Annotated in this window: 18 protein-coding genes and 1 tRNA gene; 9 read left to right on the forward strand and 10 right to left on the reverse strand. The window is 57.9% G+C overall.

Annotation, left to right across the window (positions count from 1 at the left end):
* Positions 1 to 12: 12 nt before the first annotated feature.
* The 4 genes from FE781_RS02150 to FE781_RS02165 all read right to left on the reverse strand — a co-directional run bounded on the left by FE781_RS02150 (position 13) and on the right by FE781_RS02165 (position 4,443).
* Positions 13 to 1,503 carry a tagaturonate epimerase family protein gene (locus FE781_RS02150; protein WP_138787988.1) on the reverse strand — a complete coding sequence of 497 codons (1,491 nt, stop codon included), beginning with the start codon at positions 1,501 to 1,503 and terminating at the stop codon, positions 13 to 15.
* A gap of 39 nt (positions 1,504 to 1,542) precedes the next feature.
* On the reverse strand, positions 1,543 to 2,547 hold the full coding sequence (locus FE781_RS02155; protein ID WP_138787989.1) for a LacI family DNA-binding transcriptional regulator: 1,005 nt from the start codon (positions 2,545 to 2,547) through the stop codon (positions 1,543 to 1,545).
* A gap of 141 nt (positions 2,548 to 2,688) precedes the next feature.
* Positions 2,689 to 3,285 carry a hypothetical protein gene (locus FE781_RS02160; RefSeq protein WP_138787990.1) on the reverse strand — a complete coding sequence of 199 codons (597 nt, stop codon included), beginning with the start codon at positions 3,283 to 3,285 and terminating at the stop codon, positions 2,689 to 2,691.
* Between the two features lie 243 nt (positions 3,286 to 3,528).
* On the reverse strand, positions 3,529 to 4,443 hold the full coding sequence (locus tag FE781_RS02165) for a stalk domain-containing protein (protein WP_138787991.1): 915 nt from the start codon (positions 4,441 to 4,443) through the stop codon (positions 3,529 to 3,531).
* Between the two features lie 120 nt (positions 4,444 to 4,563).
* Here FE781_RS02165 and FE781_RS02170 point away from each other — a divergent pair, with 120 nt between their 5' ends.
* Entirely contained in the window at positions 4,564 to 5,205 is a 642-nt protein-coding gene (locus tag FE781_RS02170; RefSeq protein ID WP_138787992.1) for a YktB family protein, read from the forward strand.
* Positions 5,206 to 5,454: 249 nt separating this feature from the next.
* Positions 5,455 to 6,144, forward strand: a complete 690-nt coding sequence (locus FE781_RS02175; RefSeq protein WP_138787993.1) for a hypothetical protein — start codon at positions 5,455 to 5,457, stop codon at positions 6,142 to 6,144.
* A gap of 68 nt (positions 6,145 to 6,212) precedes the next feature.
* On the opposite strand, the gene FE781_RS02180 is transcribed toward FE781_RS02175, so the two are convergent.
* The gene (locus FE781_RS02180; RefSeq protein ID WP_138787994.1) at positions 6,213 to 7,370 is read right to left on the reverse strand and encodes an MFS transporter; all 1,158 of its coding nucleotides are present in this window, start codon (positions 7,368 to 7,370) and stop codon (positions 6,213 to 6,215) included.
* Positions 7,367 to 8,620 (reverse strand): MFS transporter, encoded by a 1,254-nt coding sequence (locus FE781_RS02185; protein ID WP_246067998.1) that lies wholly within the window; start codon positions 8,618 to 8,620, stop codon positions 7,367 to 7,369. Before FE781_RS02185 ends, FE781_RS02180 begins: the two co-directional genes overlap by 4 nt.
* A 103-nt stretch (positions 8,621 to 8,723) precedes the next feature.
* Here FE781_RS02185 and FE781_RS02190 point away from each other — a divergent pair, with 103 nt between their 5' ends.
* Positions 8,724 to 10,193 carry an aminotransferase class I/II-fold pyridoxal phosphate-dependent enzyme gene (locus FE781_RS02190; protein WP_138787995.1) on the forward strand — a complete coding sequence of 490 codons (1,470 nt, stop codon included), beginning with the start codon at positions 8,724 to 8,726 and terminating at the stop codon, positions 10,191 to 10,193.
* A 66-nt stretch (positions 10,194 to 10,259) separates the two neighbouring features.
* Here FE781_RS02190 and FE781_RS02195 read toward each other — a convergent pair whose 3' ends face one another.
* Positions 10,260 to 10,550: an SAV0927 family protein gene (locus FE781_RS02195; RefSeq protein ID WP_138787996.1), complete on the reverse strand. Its 291-nt coding sequence runs from the start codon at positions 10,548 to 10,550 to the stop codon at positions 10,260 to 10,262.
* A 209-nt stretch (positions 10,551 to 10,759) separates the two neighbouring features.
* Between FE781_RS02195 and FE781_RS02200 the strand changes: the two genes are divergently transcribed.
* Positions 10,760 to 11,179: a DUF1885 family protein gene (locus FE781_RS02200; protein ID WP_138787997.1), complete on the forward strand. Its 420-nt coding sequence runs from the start codon at positions 10,760 to 10,762 to the stop codon at positions 11,177 to 11,179.
* A gap of 117 nt (positions 11,180 to 11,296) precedes the next feature.
* Here FE781_RS02200 and FE781_RS02205 read toward each other — a convergent pair whose 3' ends face one another.
* Together FE781_RS02205 and FE781_RS02210 are read right to left on the reverse strand one after the other, a co-directional pair.
* Positions 11,297 to 11,593, reverse strand: coding sequence for a DUF1292 domain-containing protein (locus FE781_RS02205; RefSeq protein WP_138787998.1), 297 nt, complete (start codon positions 11,591 to 11,593; stop codon positions 11,297 to 11,299).
* An 80-nt stretch (positions 11,594 to 11,673) separates the two neighbouring features.
* The gene (locus tag FE781_RS02210; protein WP_138787999.1) at positions 11,674 to 12,279 is read right to left on the reverse strand and encodes a hypothetical protein; all 606 of its coding nucleotides are present in this window, start codon (positions 12,277 to 12,279) and stop codon (positions 11,674 to 11,676) included.
* A gap of 229 nt (positions 12,280 to 12,508) precedes the next feature.
* Here FE781_RS02210 and FE781_RS02215 point away from each other — a divergent pair, with 229 nt between their 5' ends.
* On the forward strand, positions 12,509 to 12,763 hold the full coding sequence (locus FE781_RS02215) for a hypothetical protein (RefSeq protein WP_138788000.1): 255 nt from the start codon (positions 12,509 to 12,511) through the stop codon (positions 12,761 to 12,763).
* A gap of 27 nt (positions 12,764 to 12,790) precedes the next feature.
* Here the strand turns inward: FE781_RS02215 and FE781_RS02220 are convergent, their stop codons facing one another.
* Positions 12,791 to 14,380 (reverse strand): ATP-binding protein, encoded by a 1,590-nt coding sequence (locus tag FE781_RS02220; RefSeq protein ID WP_170209392.1) that lies wholly within the window; start codon positions 14,378 to 14,380, stop codon positions 12,791 to 12,793.
* Positions 14,381 to 14,566: 186 nt separating this feature from the next.
* On the opposite strand from FE781_RS02220, the gene FE781_RS17360 reads away from it, so the two are divergent.
* The 4 genes from FE781_RS17360 to FE781_RS02240 all read left to right on the forward strand — a co-directional run bounded on the left by FE781_RS17360 (position 14,567) and on the right by FE781_RS02240 (position 16,056).
* Positions 14,567 to 15,079 carry a hypothetical protein gene (locus FE781_RS17360; protein WP_170209393.1) on the forward strand — a complete coding sequence of 171 codons (513 nt, stop codon included), beginning with the start codon at positions 14,567 to 14,569 and terminating at the stop codon, positions 15,077 to 15,079.
* Positions 15,080 to 15,186: 107 nt separating this feature from the next.
* Entirely contained in the window at positions 15,187 to 15,564 is a 378-nt protein-coding gene (locus FE781_RS02230) for a cupredoxin domain-containing protein (RefSeq protein WP_138788003.1), read from the forward strand.
* 125 nt (positions 15,565 to 15,689) lie between these two features.
* Positions 15,690 to 15,869: a hypothetical protein gene (locus tag FE781_RS02235; protein WP_138788004.1), complete on the forward strand. Its 180-nt coding sequence runs from the start codon at positions 15,690 to 15,692 to the stop codon at positions 15,867 to 15,869.
* Positions 15,870 to 15,983: 114 nt separating this feature from the next.
* Positions 15,984 to 16,056, forward strand: a tRNA-Val gene (locus FE781_RS02240).
* Positions 16,057 to 16,159 lie beyond the last annotated feature (103 nt).

The raw sequence follows: 16,159 nt of genomic DNA on the forward strand, positions 1-16,159 counted from the left end.
CAGTCGGATATTTTACTTGCCGAGCAGCTCCAGATGCTTGCCGATATGGCTCCGCAGGGAAGCCTCGTACGCTTCTTCCTGGTCGCTGAGCGTCCGGTAGAACTCGTCCTTGAACAGCGGACGGCCGTCGGCGTCTTTCGCCTGAAGCAGGATGCCGTACGTGATATGGATCATTTGGCGGGCGTTGTTCTCGTCCATATACGTGTGCAGATCCTCGTCGGCCACCTGATCGAGCGGCTTGATCGCCGCGAAGTCCGTCGTGACGTGGTAATACGCGAGCGCTTCCTTGTAATGCTCCAGGGCGTAAGCATGCATGCGGCGGTAGAGCGAAGGGTTGACCTTCGCGACGGTGCGGACGGCTTCCAGCCAGTTCGTGCCGGCCGTTTTGACGTGGAAGCGCCCTTTCGTGTATTTCGCGATAATCGGGAATACGCTGAATTTGTCGCTGCCGGAATGGATGCTCAGCTTGTAGCCGAAATGGTCGGCGATCGCCGCGTGCACGATCAGCTCCCGCTCGAATTGCGCGAGGTCGCCGATGTAGTCGATTCCTTTCTGGAACTCGCCGCAGAAGCGCGGCGCCATGCTGTAGATCGTCACGCCGCGGGCGTACAGCTCGTTCGCGACCAGGAAATGCGACTCCGGATCGGTCGGCGTCATCGTCTCGTCGATGGAGATTTCAAAGTCTACCTCGCGGCCCGCTTTCGTAATATAGGTTTCGTATACGTACACCATAAATTCGATGGCTTGCCCGTAGATCAGCACGTTTTTCATCAGCGCCGCGCGGTCGAACGAGATGGCGTGTCCGCCGACGTCGAACGACCGGTTCAAATAACGGCTTTCGTAACGGCTGCGAACCTCCTGCGGGAGCGCCGCGTACTTCGATTCGATGGCGGCGGCGTCCAACCCTTCGATGGTATTGTCGATTTTCTCGGAGCAGTCCAGCGTCAGCATCGTAAAGCCGAGATCCATCGCCATTTGTATGTCGGAGTCCACCTTCAGATGGTCGCCGTCCGCGCCGAAGCCGTCGCGGTAGCCTTCCTGGAACGCGCCGAAGCAAGCGGCGTCGACGACTTCCTTGTAGTTGCGGCCCGTCAGGTTCAGCTCGCGGATGCTTTGCTGGGCGAGAATCGGGCGCACGTCGCGGCCCGCAACCGTTTTAATATGCCCGGGAGCCGCCAGACCCAGACGGTCGCCGAGCCCGATCGTCGCAATCTGCGTGCCGAAGGCGCGCGGTTTCGTCCACGGGAAATATTCGTTCAGGACGAGACGGTTGGCGTGCGTCAGCGGACAAACTTTGCCGCCGGCTTCGGCTTGCCCTTCCAGAGCGTCGAACAGCGGGCTTGCGCCTGCGGCCAAAATCGCTTTGTCGTATCCGGCCTTCGCCATTACCAGCCTGGTGCCCTCGTATTCCGCATACGAACGGGGATACACTTTCAGTTCGCCCGTAGACTCCGGAACACGGCCGGCTTTTAATGCTTCAATCGCTTGCGTCCATGCAGACATGGGTGTGTCCTCCTTGATACGGTTGGATGATGGTCTCGCTTAACGGGTGATGCGTTTGACGGAATCGCGGATAACCAGCACGGTGTCGATCAGCTCGGCTTCGGCCTTGTCCGGCCGGGTCTTGCGGTCGATCATGTCGAGCAGCCGTTCGGTTCCCAGCCGGCTGATCTGTTCGATCGGTCTGCGGACGGTCGTCAGCGCGGGCGTCAAGTATCGCGCAAAGCTGCTGTCGTCAAAGCCCGCCAGCGATATATCGTCCGGAACCTTCAGCCCCGCTTCCTGGACGGCCTTCATCGCGCCGACCGCCATATCGTCGTTGGCGCAAAACACCGCCGTCGGCAGCCGCTCCTGCTCCAGCAGCAGACGCATGCCGCGGTAACCGCTCTCCACGTCGTAGTTGCCGGGAACGAAACGGTGCGGAGCCGGATCGATGCCGTTGCGGACCAGCGCCTGGATAAACCCTTGCTTGCGCTCGTAAGACGAGCTGAAGCCGGGCATGCCCTCGATCATGGCCAGCTCGGTATGCCCTTGGTCGATCATGTACTGCGTGATCCGGTCGGAGCCGATGCGGTCGTCGGCCCTTATGCTGGCGACGCCTTCGGGCGAGCGGTTCAGGACGACCAGCGGAATGCCCGCTTCCCGGACAGCGCGAATAAAGCCCATATCGTCCGAGCTTTGGCTGACGACGAGAATGCCGTCGAACATCTTGCGCGACAGGGGAGCGCCTTCCAGATAGTCGTCAATTCCTTTGACGACGAGGTTGTACTTGCCGTGAATCAAGCCGTTGACACCGGCCACGGCGGAATAGAAGAACGTGGCCGACGTCCCCGACCGCAGCGTGGAGAAGAACAAGCCGATATTGTACGATCGTTCGAGCACGAGACTTTTGGCGTTAAAGTTCGGCGTATAATTAAGCGAACGGGCAATTTGCTTGATCCGTTCTTTCGTCTCGGCATTGATCAGCGGACTGTCGTTCAGCGCCCGCGACACGGTCGTGTGCGAAACGTTGGCCATACGAGCGATATCCTTGATCGTAACGCTCAATCCCCGTCACCTCCGGATTCATCTTATCATAATATGCACACGTTAACAATAATCATTTGCGTGATCCGGACATCGGACGCGCTGCTCCAGGTTTCCCGCCATACAAACAAGACGGCCGCTCTCGCGGCCGTCCCCGTTCGTTCACAATTCCAATTGAAGCATCTCCACCCTCATGACGGCGAGTTTCTCCTTGCTGGCGGCCGCCTGCTCCTCATCCTGGCGCTGCAGGGCTTCGTGCAGCGTCGCCAGTTCGTAGTCGATTTCCAGTCTCAGCACGGCCGCACGTTCCTCGGCGCGCTTGTTTTTGAACGCCTGCACCATCTCTTCGAACGTTACGGAATGATTTTTTTGGTACAACACTTTATGATCCACCCCCACAATTTCCACCGTGCGGATGATTTCGCCGAACATGATGTTTTCGATCAGGATTTGTCGGTCGCGGAATCGTTTCACGATGGCATGTCCTCGCGTATCGCCGATCATTTTCTCAAGCAGCTCCGACAGCTTCTCGTCCTTGAATGAATAGTCTCCGACAATTTTGTACCGTTCGCCCAACCGCTGAAACTTCAACTTGACCAGCTTGCGCCCCGTCCGGATGGAGATGATGAATTGCGATTCGCTTTCATTCCAGTAAAGCGAGTACCCTTCCTGAATCAACGACTTGATGAAACTTCGCACTTGCCGACGGTCGAAACGGAGCTCCAGATTGCAATATTCCACTTCGTACCCTTTGTTCACCGCAATCCCCTCCTAGCGCCGGTGCAGTTCGGTTTGACGGAAGCGGATGAAACCGTGAGGCGCCTTCCTGCCACTTGTGCCTGAATGTTCTGACAACTTAGCTCTTACCTCTATCTTATTACCGATTTTATGAAACAGCAACTTGGATTATTGACGATTTTTGAAGGGGACCGGAAAAATTGGAGAAAAAAAACCGGCTCGTCCCCCGTAATGCGGGGAAACAAGCCGGTTCGGCCGGAGCTTTTATGGCGTCGGCGTCGACGTCTTGAACGCTCCCGGCAGCGAAGAAGAGGAAGCCGAGGAGATGTACCAGCCGTTGGCCGTATTGTTCGGGGACAGCGTCAAGATTCGGTAGCTCCATTTGCCGTCCCCCGTAAACTGCGGGTATTCCACCAGCAGCCTGTACGTGTTGTTGCCCATGGCGCGAATTTCGTGCGTAATGTCCGAGTAGGAGCCCAAATAATTTTTGATGACTTCGATTTTCTTCGGATCGGTCTCGCCGTAGACCAGCGGCCCCGGCTCCGTTTGGAAAAACGGCTGCTCGGTCATATGCGTCCGAAGCAGATCAATCGATACGTACGGCGTTTCGGTCAGCTTCTCCTGCGTCAGCTTCAGGCCGGACACCGTCAAGCCGCTTAACGCCGCGTCCTCGACGCGCACAAAAATCGTTCCGTTGTACACATTGCCGAGCCAGGACGCCGGCCTGCCCTGATAGGTCACCTGATAGCGGACGATCTGCTCCAGCTTCATCTCGGTCGGCGTCGCGTCCCAGATCTCCTGCAGATCCCGATCGTCCGAGGGCAGCGGGGTCGGCGTCGAGACGGGCGGAGGCGTCTGCGACGGCCTCAGACTGACCGCCGGCGTAGGCGCCGGAGTCAGCGTCGGCCGGATGATGCCGATCGTTTTGCCCGCCTCGTCCCAAGTGATCTCTGCGCCCAGCAGGCGCGACATTTCGCGCACAGGCAAATAGCTGAAGCCGTTATACACGAGCGGCGTGTGCTCGAGGTTTTGTTTTTTGCCGTTCAGCGTCACCTTGAAATCCTTACGCAAGTAGGCTTCGACCTTCTGTATGCCGTCATCCGCCCAAACGCCCGCGGCGAACGACAGCATAAGCGCGGCGGACAAGCCCGCCGCTTTCCAGCGCACCCGGTTTTTCAAAGCCGCATCACCTCATTGTTGCGGACAGAGCCGAACGCCCGTCCGGATTTTGGGGTTGCTTCCCATTATGATATTATCGGTAGAGCGGATAGAAAAGTTTAACAGGAGGACCCCCTCATCATGAACCATCATGTAATAGGATTCCAATCGTCCGATTTCGATGTCTTTACGATACCCGGACTTGAAGCGCGCATGCAGGCTTTGATCGGGCAAGTCCGCCCCAAGCTCCAGGCCGTCGGCGACTCCCTCGCCCCGGAGCTGTCCGCGCGCTGCGGCGAACCGATGTATGCGCACGTCGCCAAGCACGCCCGGCGCACGATCAACCCTCCGGACGACAGTTGGGTCGCCTGGTCGAGCTCCAAGCGCGGATACAAGGCGCTGCCTCATTTCCAGGTCGGCTTATGGTCGACGCACCTGTTCGCGCAATTCGCCGTTATCTACGAATACCCCTATAAGCAGGCGTTCGCCGGGAAGCTGCTGGAGCGGATTCGGGACATCCGCGGCCTTATCCCCGCTCATTTCGTCTGGTCGGGCAACCATATGAGACCCGAAGCCGTGCGGATGTCCGATCTGTCCGACCGGGATCTGGAGGAACTGTTCCGCAGACTGGCCGGCGTCAAACAGGCCGAGCTGCTGTGCGGCATTCATCTGCCCCGGGACAGCGAGACGGCGGCGGACGGGAACCGTCTGCTGGAGACGGTGAGCGAAGCGTTCGACGTCTTGCTGCCGCTGTATCGCCTGGCCGTCCGGGCAACCTCCTGACGGTCGCCCGGAGAACGGCGAAGAGCGGCAACATTTCGATCTTTTAAGTTTCTTTTAGTTTCTTTAAGGAATTCGGACGCCGGGACATGTTATAATTCAGATAGTCCGGGCGAATCGTTCCGCCGTCCTCTCTCAAGGACAAGAACCGATTCCCGCGACAACCGCGACAGATTCCGAGCGGATGCCGAACATCATAACGACAGCAACCTCCGGATACTTAACAATCTCTCGACGAAAGAAGGTGGAATGATGGATATCAAGACGCAAAAAAGCATGTTAAGCGCGCTGGCGCTTTCCTTTATGATCGGAGGGGGACTCTGGATCGGAGCCTATTCCGGAACCGCTCCCAGTCTGGACCGCTCGCTCGGAGCGGCGGACCGTTCCGCTGTCGTGCAGGACAAAGCTTCGGCGGTCAGCCGCGCGGGCAAACGCTCGCAGCGCGACGCGCTGCCCTACTTCGAAGAGACGGCGTTGCTGCTGGGCATCGGGACGCGGGAGCTTGCCCGCCGCCTCCGGACGAAAAGCGCCGCCGAAGTCGTCGCCGACGCAGGCTATTCGCCGGATGCTTTTATCCGCAAGCTGCTGGCCCCCCGGCTGAAAAAGCTGGAGGAAGCCGTCGCGACCGACCGGATTCCGTCCGACAGCGCCGCACAAATCAGGAAGCGGTGGGACCAACTGGCCCGCTCCTTCCTGAACCGCCGGCCGAAGAGCCGCCAGCCGCTCCGGCCCGATTGGGCCCAGGTCGCCCAATCGCTCGGCCTGGACAAAGCGGAGCTCGTGCAGCATCTCCGCCAGGGCGCTTCCATTACGGGAACCGCGGCTTCCAAGGGCGTAAACGAAGAGGAGCTGCGCGACGGGCTGCGTTCCCGGCTGGAGCAAGCCGTCGGCAAATGGCTGGAGTATCGCTCGATCCAATCCCGGGACTTGCCTTCGCCGTGAGCCGCCAGAACGGGAAGGGGGTGCCCCGCAGGCCGCATCGGCCCGTGGGACACCCCCTTTTTCTTCGCTCATGCGCTCGCTTTTACCTCTGCGGTCCGGTCCGCCCGCATGAACCAGACGACAAATCCCAAGGACAGCAGGCACAAGAGACCTCCCGCCGCGAACGGCCAATTCATCCCGGCCAGGTACAAATACCCTCCGGCCAGCGGGCCGACGATACGCCCCAAGCTGTCCATCGCGGAGCTTAAACCGGATGCCGCCCCGTAATCGTTCCCGGCCTTCAGCGTAATCAGCGAGGTGACGCAGGGCCGGATCAGCGCGTTGCCGACGGCGAACACGCTCAGGTACAGCGCCGACGTCCAGAAGCTCGACGACGCCAGCAGCAGCCACAATCCCGCGGCGGAAAGCACGAGGCCGATCGAGACGACCTTGACCTCGTCGCCGCGCTTGACGAACCGCCGCACGACTCCCCCTTGAATCAAGGCGCCGACCAAGCCGCTGATCGTCAGCAAAATGCCCATATCCCGCGAATCGGCATCGATCGCATGGCCGAGGAAATAAAAGATCGTCGTTTCCATCCCCGTCATGGAAAACGTCACGATAAACGACAGCATGTACAGCGGCCGAAGCACGCCCCGGAAGGCGCTCCATCGGGATTGGCCGGCCGCGCGGGTTCTTCCCCGCTTGTCGGGCGAGAGCGATTCCGGCAGCTTGGCCGAGGCGAGCAGCAGCGTGCCCACCGTCAGGGCGCTCGCCACAAAAAAAGGAACGGAGCTGCCCAAGGCGCTCAGCAGTCCCCCCATGCCCGGGCCGAAGACGAAGCCGAGGCCGATCGCCATCCCGATCAAGCCCATGCCGGAGGTTCGTTTCTCCTCGGTTGTGATGTCGGCGACATAAGCGACGGCGCAAGCCATCGTCGCGCCCGAGAACAATCCGCCCAGCAGCCGCGAAACGTACATCAGCCACAACTCGCCCGATGCGAGGCCGAACAGGGCGAAGCTGACCGCGAAACCCGTCAAGCCGAGCAGCAGCACCGGCCTGCGGCCGATCCGGTCCGACAAGGCTCCCCAGACCGGGGACATGAGGAAGGACGCAACCGAATACGCGGCGAGCATCCAGGACAGATGCGTCGGGCTCATCAGGCTCGGCATCACCGGAATGATGATGCCGAATCCGACAAAAACAAGAAAGACGATCGCCGCGACAAGGAGCAGTCGTTGATTCATGATGTGAGAAGCCTCCTGGGAAAAATAAATAATTGCGCCACGAACAAGACAAGCAGCACGGTTCCGCTGACGATAAACGGAGCCTCATGGCCGGCCCAATCGCGGAGCAGGCCCGAAGCAACGGAACCCGAGACCGTTCCGAGCCCTTCGATCGTCAGGAAAAAGCCCCAGATCGCTCCCCGCTTCTCCTTGGGCACCGCAGTTGCGACAAGCGCGTTCCAGGCCGGGATCAGCAGCGCATAGCCTGTCCCCAGCAAAACAACCATCGCGACGACATAAACGAAATCGCGGCCGAGCGTAAACAGGAGCAGCGCCCCCCCGCTCAGCAAAAATCCCGCCGAAGAAAACCGCATGATCCCCCACCTGTCGCACATGCGGCCGACGGGCACCATGAGCAGCGCCGTTACGGCGCCGCCGATCAGAAGCAGCAGGCTGTACTGCTTCGCGGTAAAATGCAGAACCTCGCGGGCGTAGATCGTCAAGACGGGAATAAGCAAACCAAGCGCGAACGTCTGCAGAAACAGCGCCGGATAAAAAATCGGACGAACCGTAAGCGCGGCGTGCGCTTCGGCGAAATACGCCTTGATCCGGCCGATGCGCCCCCGTCCGACCGGAGCGGGCCCCGCTTGTTCCGGCTGCCCGTCCGCCCGGTCGGAGGAGCGCTCTCCCCGCGGGAGCGTCATCGCCAGAGCGATGCCCGCGGCGCTCATCGCCAGCAATATGTTTAAAGGGGTCTCGTAGCGAACATCTTCAAAAAAATTGATCACGATCGGACCGATTCCGACCCCGGAGAACCACGCCAGATAGATCGTGCTGATCACGGTGCTCTGCGCCTTCTCTCCGCCGCGCGAGGTAGCGGCCGTCATGACGCACGGCCACAGCGGCGACGTGCCGACGCCGAGCAGGGCGCATGCCGCGACGACCCAGAACGGGTCGGACGACCATTTGAGCAGGCTTACGGACGTCATCGTCAACAGCACGCCGGCGAACATCACCGGCTTGTAGCCGATCCGGTCGATCGCCCAGCCGATCGGGCTTCGGAACAGGTTGTCTCCCATATATTGAAGCGCAAAGGTGAGACCGATCAGAAAGCCGCTGAACCGGAGCACATTGTCCAAGTACAGCGGCAGGACGCTGACCAGCAGCGCGCCTTTGACGAATTCGACCAAAAACATGATGGCGAGAAGCTGGAGCACGAACCGGGAGCCGGTTTCCGATGCCGCCAATCGCGCTTTCCCGAGCGGTTTCAAAAGATCTCCTCCTGCGGGACTTGCATCCCCGGTCACATTTGATATACTCTTGATTGTTCAACGCATCTTATGCGGATATGTATAGCAGAAAGAAGGTGCAGCCGTGGACCACACGCGCACTCCGCTGTTCTCCGCCCTGGAGCGACACGCGGCCAACCAACCGCTTCAATTCCACATCCCCGGCCATAAAAAAGGGGCCGGCATGGACGAGGAATTCCGCCGATTCGTCGGTGACAATGTGTTATCCATCGACCTCATCAACATCGCACCGCTCGACGACCTGCACCAACCGACAGGCGTCATCGAGGAAGCGCAGCGGCTGGCCGCCGACGCGTTCGGCGCGGATTATACGTTTTTTTCCGTACAAGGCACAAGCACGGCCATCATGACCATGATTTTGTCCGTCTGCTCCCAGGGAGACAAAATCATCGTGCCGCGCAACGTCCATAAGTCCGTCTTGTCCGCAATCATCTTCGCGGGGGCGAAACCCGTATTCCTCTCCCCCGTACGCGATACGCGGCTCGGGATCGATCACGGGATTACGCTGTCATCCGTGCGCAAAGCGCTGGAGCGCCATCCCGACGCCAAGGGCGTTCTCGTCATTAATCCGACGTACTTCGGCATATGCGCCAACCTAAAGGAAATCGTCGATCTCGTCCACAGCTACGACATACCGGTGCTTGTCGACGAAGCTCACGGGGTCCTGATGCATTTCCATGATACTCTTCCGATGTCGGCAATGCAAGCGGGCGCGGATATGGCCGCGACCAGCGTGCACAAGCTCGGAGGCTCCATGACGCAGAGCTCGGTGCTGAACGTTCAGGGCACGAGGGTTAACGCCAAGCGCATCCAGACGATCATCAGCATGCTGACGACGACGTCGACGTCTTATCCGCTTCTGGCTTCGCTTGACTGCTCGCGGCGGCATCTCGCGTTGCATGGCCGGGAGATCGCGGAGAAAGCGATCCAACTCGCCCAGAACGCCCGGCGCCGCATCAACGGCATACCGGGGCTGTACTGCTTCGGCGAAGAGCTGCTCGGCACGGAGGCGACCTACGCCTACGACCCGATGAAGCTGACCATTCACGTGCGCCATCTGGGCATCACCGGCTACGAGGCGGAAAACTGGCTGCGCGACCACTACAACATCGAGATCGAACTGAGCGACATGTACAACATCCTATGCCTGGTCACCCCCGGCGACGACGAATCGACGGTATCCCGGCTGGTGGAGGCGCTGGCGGAGATGTCGCGCGTGTTCCACAATACGCGGGAGGCGCGCGAGCTGGTGATCAAGACGCCGCCGATCCCGCAGCTCGTGATGACGCCGCGCGACGCGTTCTACGGCGATACCGAGGTCATCCCGTTCGAAGAATCCGCAGACCGCATTATCGCCGAATTCATCTATGTGTACCCGCCGGGAATTCCGATCCTGCTGCCCGGAGAAGTGATCTCGCAAGAGAACATCGACTTCATTATGGAGCACGTTCAGGTCGGCTTGCCGGTCAAAGGCCCGGAAGACCGCAGCGTCAAAAATATCAAAGTCATCGTGGAACGAAAACCGATCTTCTAAAAATACTGAAGCCCGCCCGATCCGTCAGTCCGGATCGGGCGGGCTGTTTTTGCGCGGGCGCTTCCGTCAATATGGGTCGTCGAAGTGCGGTTCGGGCATCCGTCTACGCAGCAGATCGGCCAATTCTTTGCCTTCCTCCAAATCTTTGATATCAAACAGCTTCAAGAGATGCGGCAGGTCGTCGAGATCGTCGGTTCCGAGAATCGAAGCTCTGTTCGTCTGCAGGCAGACCACCAGCGGCTTGCCGAAAAAATGGCTCGAAAATACAATCGCAAAATCGTACTTGGACGCATCGGATATATATCCGATGTATTGGACTTGCGCTTGTTCAACGGAATCGTAAATTTTCTCGAACATCCGAGCACCTCCCGCATTATTTTCGAAATTTTCCGTCTTCAATCCGAAAGGTATTGATAACTATATCATATCCGTCCGACCGTGTGAAGATGTTCATTCGGCAAAAAGTTGGACCTGAAACGGGGAAGGAAGCGGAACGCGCGGTTGTCGGCCGTCCGAGGACATGCTATGATGGGAGCAAGAACCAACGGGAAAGAGGACGATCGCCGATGAGTCAAAGCGCTTTCATTACGTTTGTGGACGGGTCCGCCGTCGAATCGCTTACGTTGGACGAACTGCGGGGCTGGCTGGAACGCTATCAGGAACAGACGGCCAAAACCGGCAAGCAGCTCGGCTGGGATTATAAAGAGGCCGCCTTTCCTTACGTCGTGGAGACGAAACCCGAAGGCGAAGGACGCTGGTTTTATTTAAAAGGAATCAATCATTTATACCGCTATATTTTGTTCGGAGTCGGCAAGCGCGAAGTAAACGGCAAGGAGCGCCATCACGTCCAAGTGACGCTGCACGAGGATTGCACGCACGGCGACAAAGGCAAAGCGAACGAATTCTGCAAATACCTCGCCAAGCAACTGAAAGCCGAGCTCCATCTGTTCAACGGCCGCGTGCTGTACTACAATCCGCGGAAGTAGGTTCGGGCCGCCGGAGCGGAGCGGAACTTCCCCGTTATCGAGCAAAAGCCTGCCGGGTACTCGCCCGGCAGGCTTTTTGCGCTTCCTTCTATATCCAAGCAACAGATCCCGGCCCGATCAGCCCTCGTTCTCCTCGGCCGCCAGTTGCTCGTATATGCTCGCCACCCGTTCCCATTCCGCATCGTCCTCGATCGGAACCAGGTAGGCCTCTTCGCCCTCCTCCTGGAGTTTGAAGATAATGCCGTCCGCTTCCGGATCGTTGCGGTCCAGGAGCACGGCGTAGGCATGCTCGTCTGCTTCAAAGGTGAACACCATGATCATCTCATGGTCGACACCGTTTTCGTCCGTGACGACAAACACTTCCTCTTCTTCGCAGCCGCAATTCTCGTCGTGCTCGTGCTCGTGGTTGGCCATGATCGGCAGCCCTCATTTCCTTCGAATTCTCCCCTACATATTACCATGCGGGAAGAACGCGGTCAAACGGCTCTTCGGGATTATTCGCAGAGGATCGCCTTCTCGGCGACAACCGTCTCCGCTTCGCCCGGGAGCTTCATCAGCATCTGCACCTTGTATTCTCCGGCGCTGTCGAAGTCCACCTTGAACCCGTACAACGACCAGAAGTTATTCACCGAAGAACCTGCCTGCAGCGCGCCGGAGTCGTCGGCAACCGCGCCGCCCGGCGTCAGGACGCGCAGCCGGAACGATTCGATATCCGTCCGCAAGCCGTCGATCTGCGCGAATACGGTGAATTTTTTACGCGATCCTTGAGAAATTTTCCCGAACGGATGCTCGATCGTATAGGAATCCCCTTCCCTCGTGACTTCCTCGGCTACAACGAGATGGACGTTCGGTCTGTAAATCTTCGCTTCTCCCGATTGCCAAGACACCATGGCCAGCAAGGAATCGGCCATCTTGCGAAGCGGCAGAACGACGCTTCCTTCCACCAAGTGGGCGCCGACCCCGTCGCCGAACGACACCCTGGACCCGTTGACGCTGACCCCGACCGCCGTATCTCGCCAAGACGCGGCATATACGACTCCCGTACCGGCGAGTGACAAGGCTAAGGCAATCGTTGCGATCGGTTTCCATTTCGATTTCATGCGGACTGAACCCTCCAGAACTTGACTTCTGCTAGTGTATACTCCGCGGATCGGAAAGAGTTGCGCCCTTCCGCCCAATCTGTCCGTTCACCTGTTTGTCAAAAAAGATCAAGAAGATTGCAAAAGTCAAGTCCAAAGATTTGACGAGAACCCCTCTCATCTGTTATTGTTCCATTAGAATTATTCTAATAAAATAAGTTACACGTTTTTTGTCAGGGAGGGATTGCTGATGCGCTCCGGCAAACGAGAACATATTCGACTTGGACTGCTCCAGGAATTTTACCAATTTTTCCTTTCGGAAAAAGGGAAGCAGGCCATCGTTCCCGATAATCTCATCTCGATTAATCCCGAGAAGTTTTTTGCTCTCGAATATTTGGCCGACCAGGGCTGGATCCGCCTGCGCAAGCAGGGCCGGCACTTCATGGCGAAAATTACGAAACAAGGAATCGAGCGGCTGATGTCCTCCAAATTTTTGCTGCTGTAACGAATCCCTTCACGCATAACCGTACCGTTACGCGTGTTTCTGCGCGACTCCCAAGGGCAAGGTAATCCGAAAGGTTGTACCTTGCCCTGTTACTGTTTCGACCTCGATAATCCCCTCGTGATCCTGCACGATTTTTTGGCAGATCGACAGCCCCAGCCCCGTGCCGAACTCCTTGGTCGTGAAGAAAGGCCGGAATATTTTCTCCAGCTCCTTCTCCGGAATGCCTTTTCCTTGGTCCCTGACTTCCAGCACCGCGTATTCGCCGCGGACCGACAGGTCGATCGTCACCGTGCCGCCGTCCTCCATCGCTTCGTACGCGTTTTTCACCAGATTCAGCAGCACCTGAACGATTTTGTCGGGGTCCATCAGCACCGATACCGGCTCCTCGGGACCCGTATATACGATCGAGATTCCGGTTCGGATCGATTCGCTCTCCATCAGTTGCATCACCCGAACGATGCAGCCGTTCAGCGGCTTCAGCCGGTAAGACGAGGCGTGCGGCTTGGAAAATTGCAGAAATTCGGCCGTCAGCTCGCTCATCCGCGTAATTTCCTGCATCATCAGGTCATACCACGGTTCGATGTTGTACTGATTGGATTTGGCGATCTGCAAAAAACCTCTGACGGTCGTCAGCGGATTGCGGATCTCGTGCGCCATGCCCGACGCCAGTTCCCCGACCATCCTCATTTTTTCCGACCGCAGCAGATGATCCTCCCGCTGCAGCCAGATCTCCCTCTTCATGGAGAACAGCCGTTTCTCCGCCACGACGATCAGGTCGTCCTTCGTCAGCCCGTCGACCGGGTAAGTGGCGATGCCGTATGTAACTTGAATGCCCGTCAGTTTCGGGATATCGACGTCCAGTTTTTGCCGGATCGTCTCCAGCGACCTGCCGCCTTCGTCGTTGCGGATCGCCATGGCGAATTCGTCCCCGCCGTATCGGGCGATGAGGAGCGCATCCGGGAAAAAGATGCGCAGCACGTCCGCGATCTGCTTCAGCAGCCGGTCTCCTTCGCTGAACCCTTGCGTATCGTTCATCGTCTTCAGGTCGGTGCAATCGAGCAGCAGCACCGTCAGGCGGTCGTATTCGCACAGGTGCATCTCCAGCCGTTTGTGAAAAATGTCGTAGTTGTACAGCCCGGTCAGCGAGTCGTGCGAAGACAGCCTCGCCCTCTCCTCGTACTGCTCCTTCGTCTTGATGACGGCTTTCCGCATGTTCGACGTGACGGCCAGCACGCAGCAGCCGATCAGCAGATCGCCCGCCGCGGTTGTCGCAAAAAGATAAAGGTCGTTCCCTTGCAGGGACCACCGGTGCAAAATCAACAGCAGGAGGTTCGAGCTCCAGACCGGCATCGAGCGCAGCAACGACGGCCGCAAAAAATTGTTCTCCCCCATCAGCCAGTAGTAAATGGCGATCCAGAAGTGGGTGCCGACCTCCGCGTGAAGCAGCGCATTTAACGCTGTAGCGGCAGCTACCCATAACGGGTGTTTCGTCAGCAGCAGGGATACCGCCAACGCGATCCCCGCCAACACCACCCAAACATCTCCATATAACCCCTTGAATCCCGTTATGACGAGCACGAACAACACGTAGAACGAAATCCAGATTCGAATGGACAAAGGGCACCACCACCAGGAGATTGATCTCTTACTACAGTAATACTCCACCTGTAAAGAGTTTCCCTCCTTTCGACGCGAAAAAGCTTTGCGACTAAGGATTGAGGAGTGAGCATAAGGTGGGTATATGGACCCACTTCCTTCCGCCCGAGCGGTATGGGAAGCGGCCGCAAGAAGGAGGCGTATCCCATGAACGCAGCGCCGATGACGAAATCTCCCGCCCCGAACGAACCCTGGCATCGCTCCGTATCCGCCCGCTGGATTGTCGCTTATTTGTCCGTCGTCTTCGCCGCTTCTCTGGCGGGTTTGGTCATATTGCTGCGCGACTACGGAGAGAGCGGTTCGTCCGCGCTCGATTCGACCCGGCTTGACATCAACCTGATGTACTTCGCGGCCGGCTGCATGGGCGGCACGCTGTATTGCCTGCGGCTGTTCATTCATTTTGCCGTCCGGTCGCAGCTTGACACGAACCGCTACTGGATCTGGTATGTGATGCGTCCGGTCTTGAGCGGCGGGTTGGGCGTCATGGGCATTTTGCTGTTCCGCAGCGAGATTCTGATCATTACCGTCAAAGCCTCGCTTCTGCCTCAAGTCGGCTTGGCGTTTCTCATCGGGTACGGATTCGGCAAAATTATCCGCAAACTTGAGGATACGATCGTATCGCTGTTCGGCGCCGACCGTGACCGCGACGCGCCGGGATGAATGTTCAAGGTTTTGTCAAAAATAAATGCGTCTCTTTCTTGATTCCCCGGATAAGTGCGCCTAATATAAGAGAATAGTCAACAAAGAAAAGGTTGGAGGATTGGGTCATGCAGAAATGGCTGTTGTTTGCCCTGCTCATCGTATCGAGCGTCGTCGGGCTGTCCGTTATGGGCGTCCAATACGCACAGTCCGGTGCGGAGGAAGCGGAAGCGGCGGATCCGAATCAACTGCGGATCACGGCCACGAACTTCAAGTTTGACCAGGAAGAATATAAAGTGAAGGTCGGGGAAACCAAAACGCTGAAACTGGTGAACGCCGAAGGCAAGCACGGCATCGAAATCGTCGGCCTGGACGTGAAGCTGGAGGGCGCGAATCTGTCGAAGGAAGTCACCTTCTCCGCGCCGGGCACCTACGAGATCCTGTGCATCGTTCCTTGCGGCACCGGCCACGCGACCATGAAAGCGAAATTCACCGTCGAAGCTTGATGAACCGATCCGACGAAAAAGCGGTTGGCAGAACGTTCCGTTCCGGCCAGCCGCTTTTTTGTTCCGGAATCATACCGCGAGGACGGTTGGGAAAAACTAAGCCGAAGCGAGGGGGTGAACGGAACGTGACCAAGTCTTACGAAGCATATGAGATTGCGCCCTTGCCCGCGGGAAGCCCTTGGCTCGACGAGATCCGGGAGCTGGAGCGAAGAATGGGCGCCGCTTACGGCGGCAACATCGCGTTGATCGCTTATATACACGCCTCCGATTCGGACGGGCAAGAAGAACCGGCGTCGCCTTCGTAAGCGGCGCTTTTTTCATGAAAATATTTTTTTGCTCTTTGGTGTTGACAGCGACTGCCCCATCTGATATTATACTTCTTGCCGCCGAAAAACGGCAGCGAAATTAAATCGAAACGTGATCTGTTAGCTCAGCTGGGAGAGCACCATCTTGACAGGGTGGGGGTCAGTGGTTCGAGCCCACTACAGATCATTCGAGAAGAAAAAGCGCATCGTCCTTCGAGGATGATGCGCTTTTTTCGGCTGTCTTCAGAATTTGAAAAAGAAGTAAAACGCACCACCTTCCCTTGCTTATT

It is taken from the genome of Paenibacillus thermoaerophilus (assembly GCF_005938195.1).
Classification (GTDB): Bacteria; Bacillota; Bacilli; order Paenibacillales; family Reconciliibacillaceae; genus Paenibacillus_W; species Paenibacillus_W thermoaerophilus.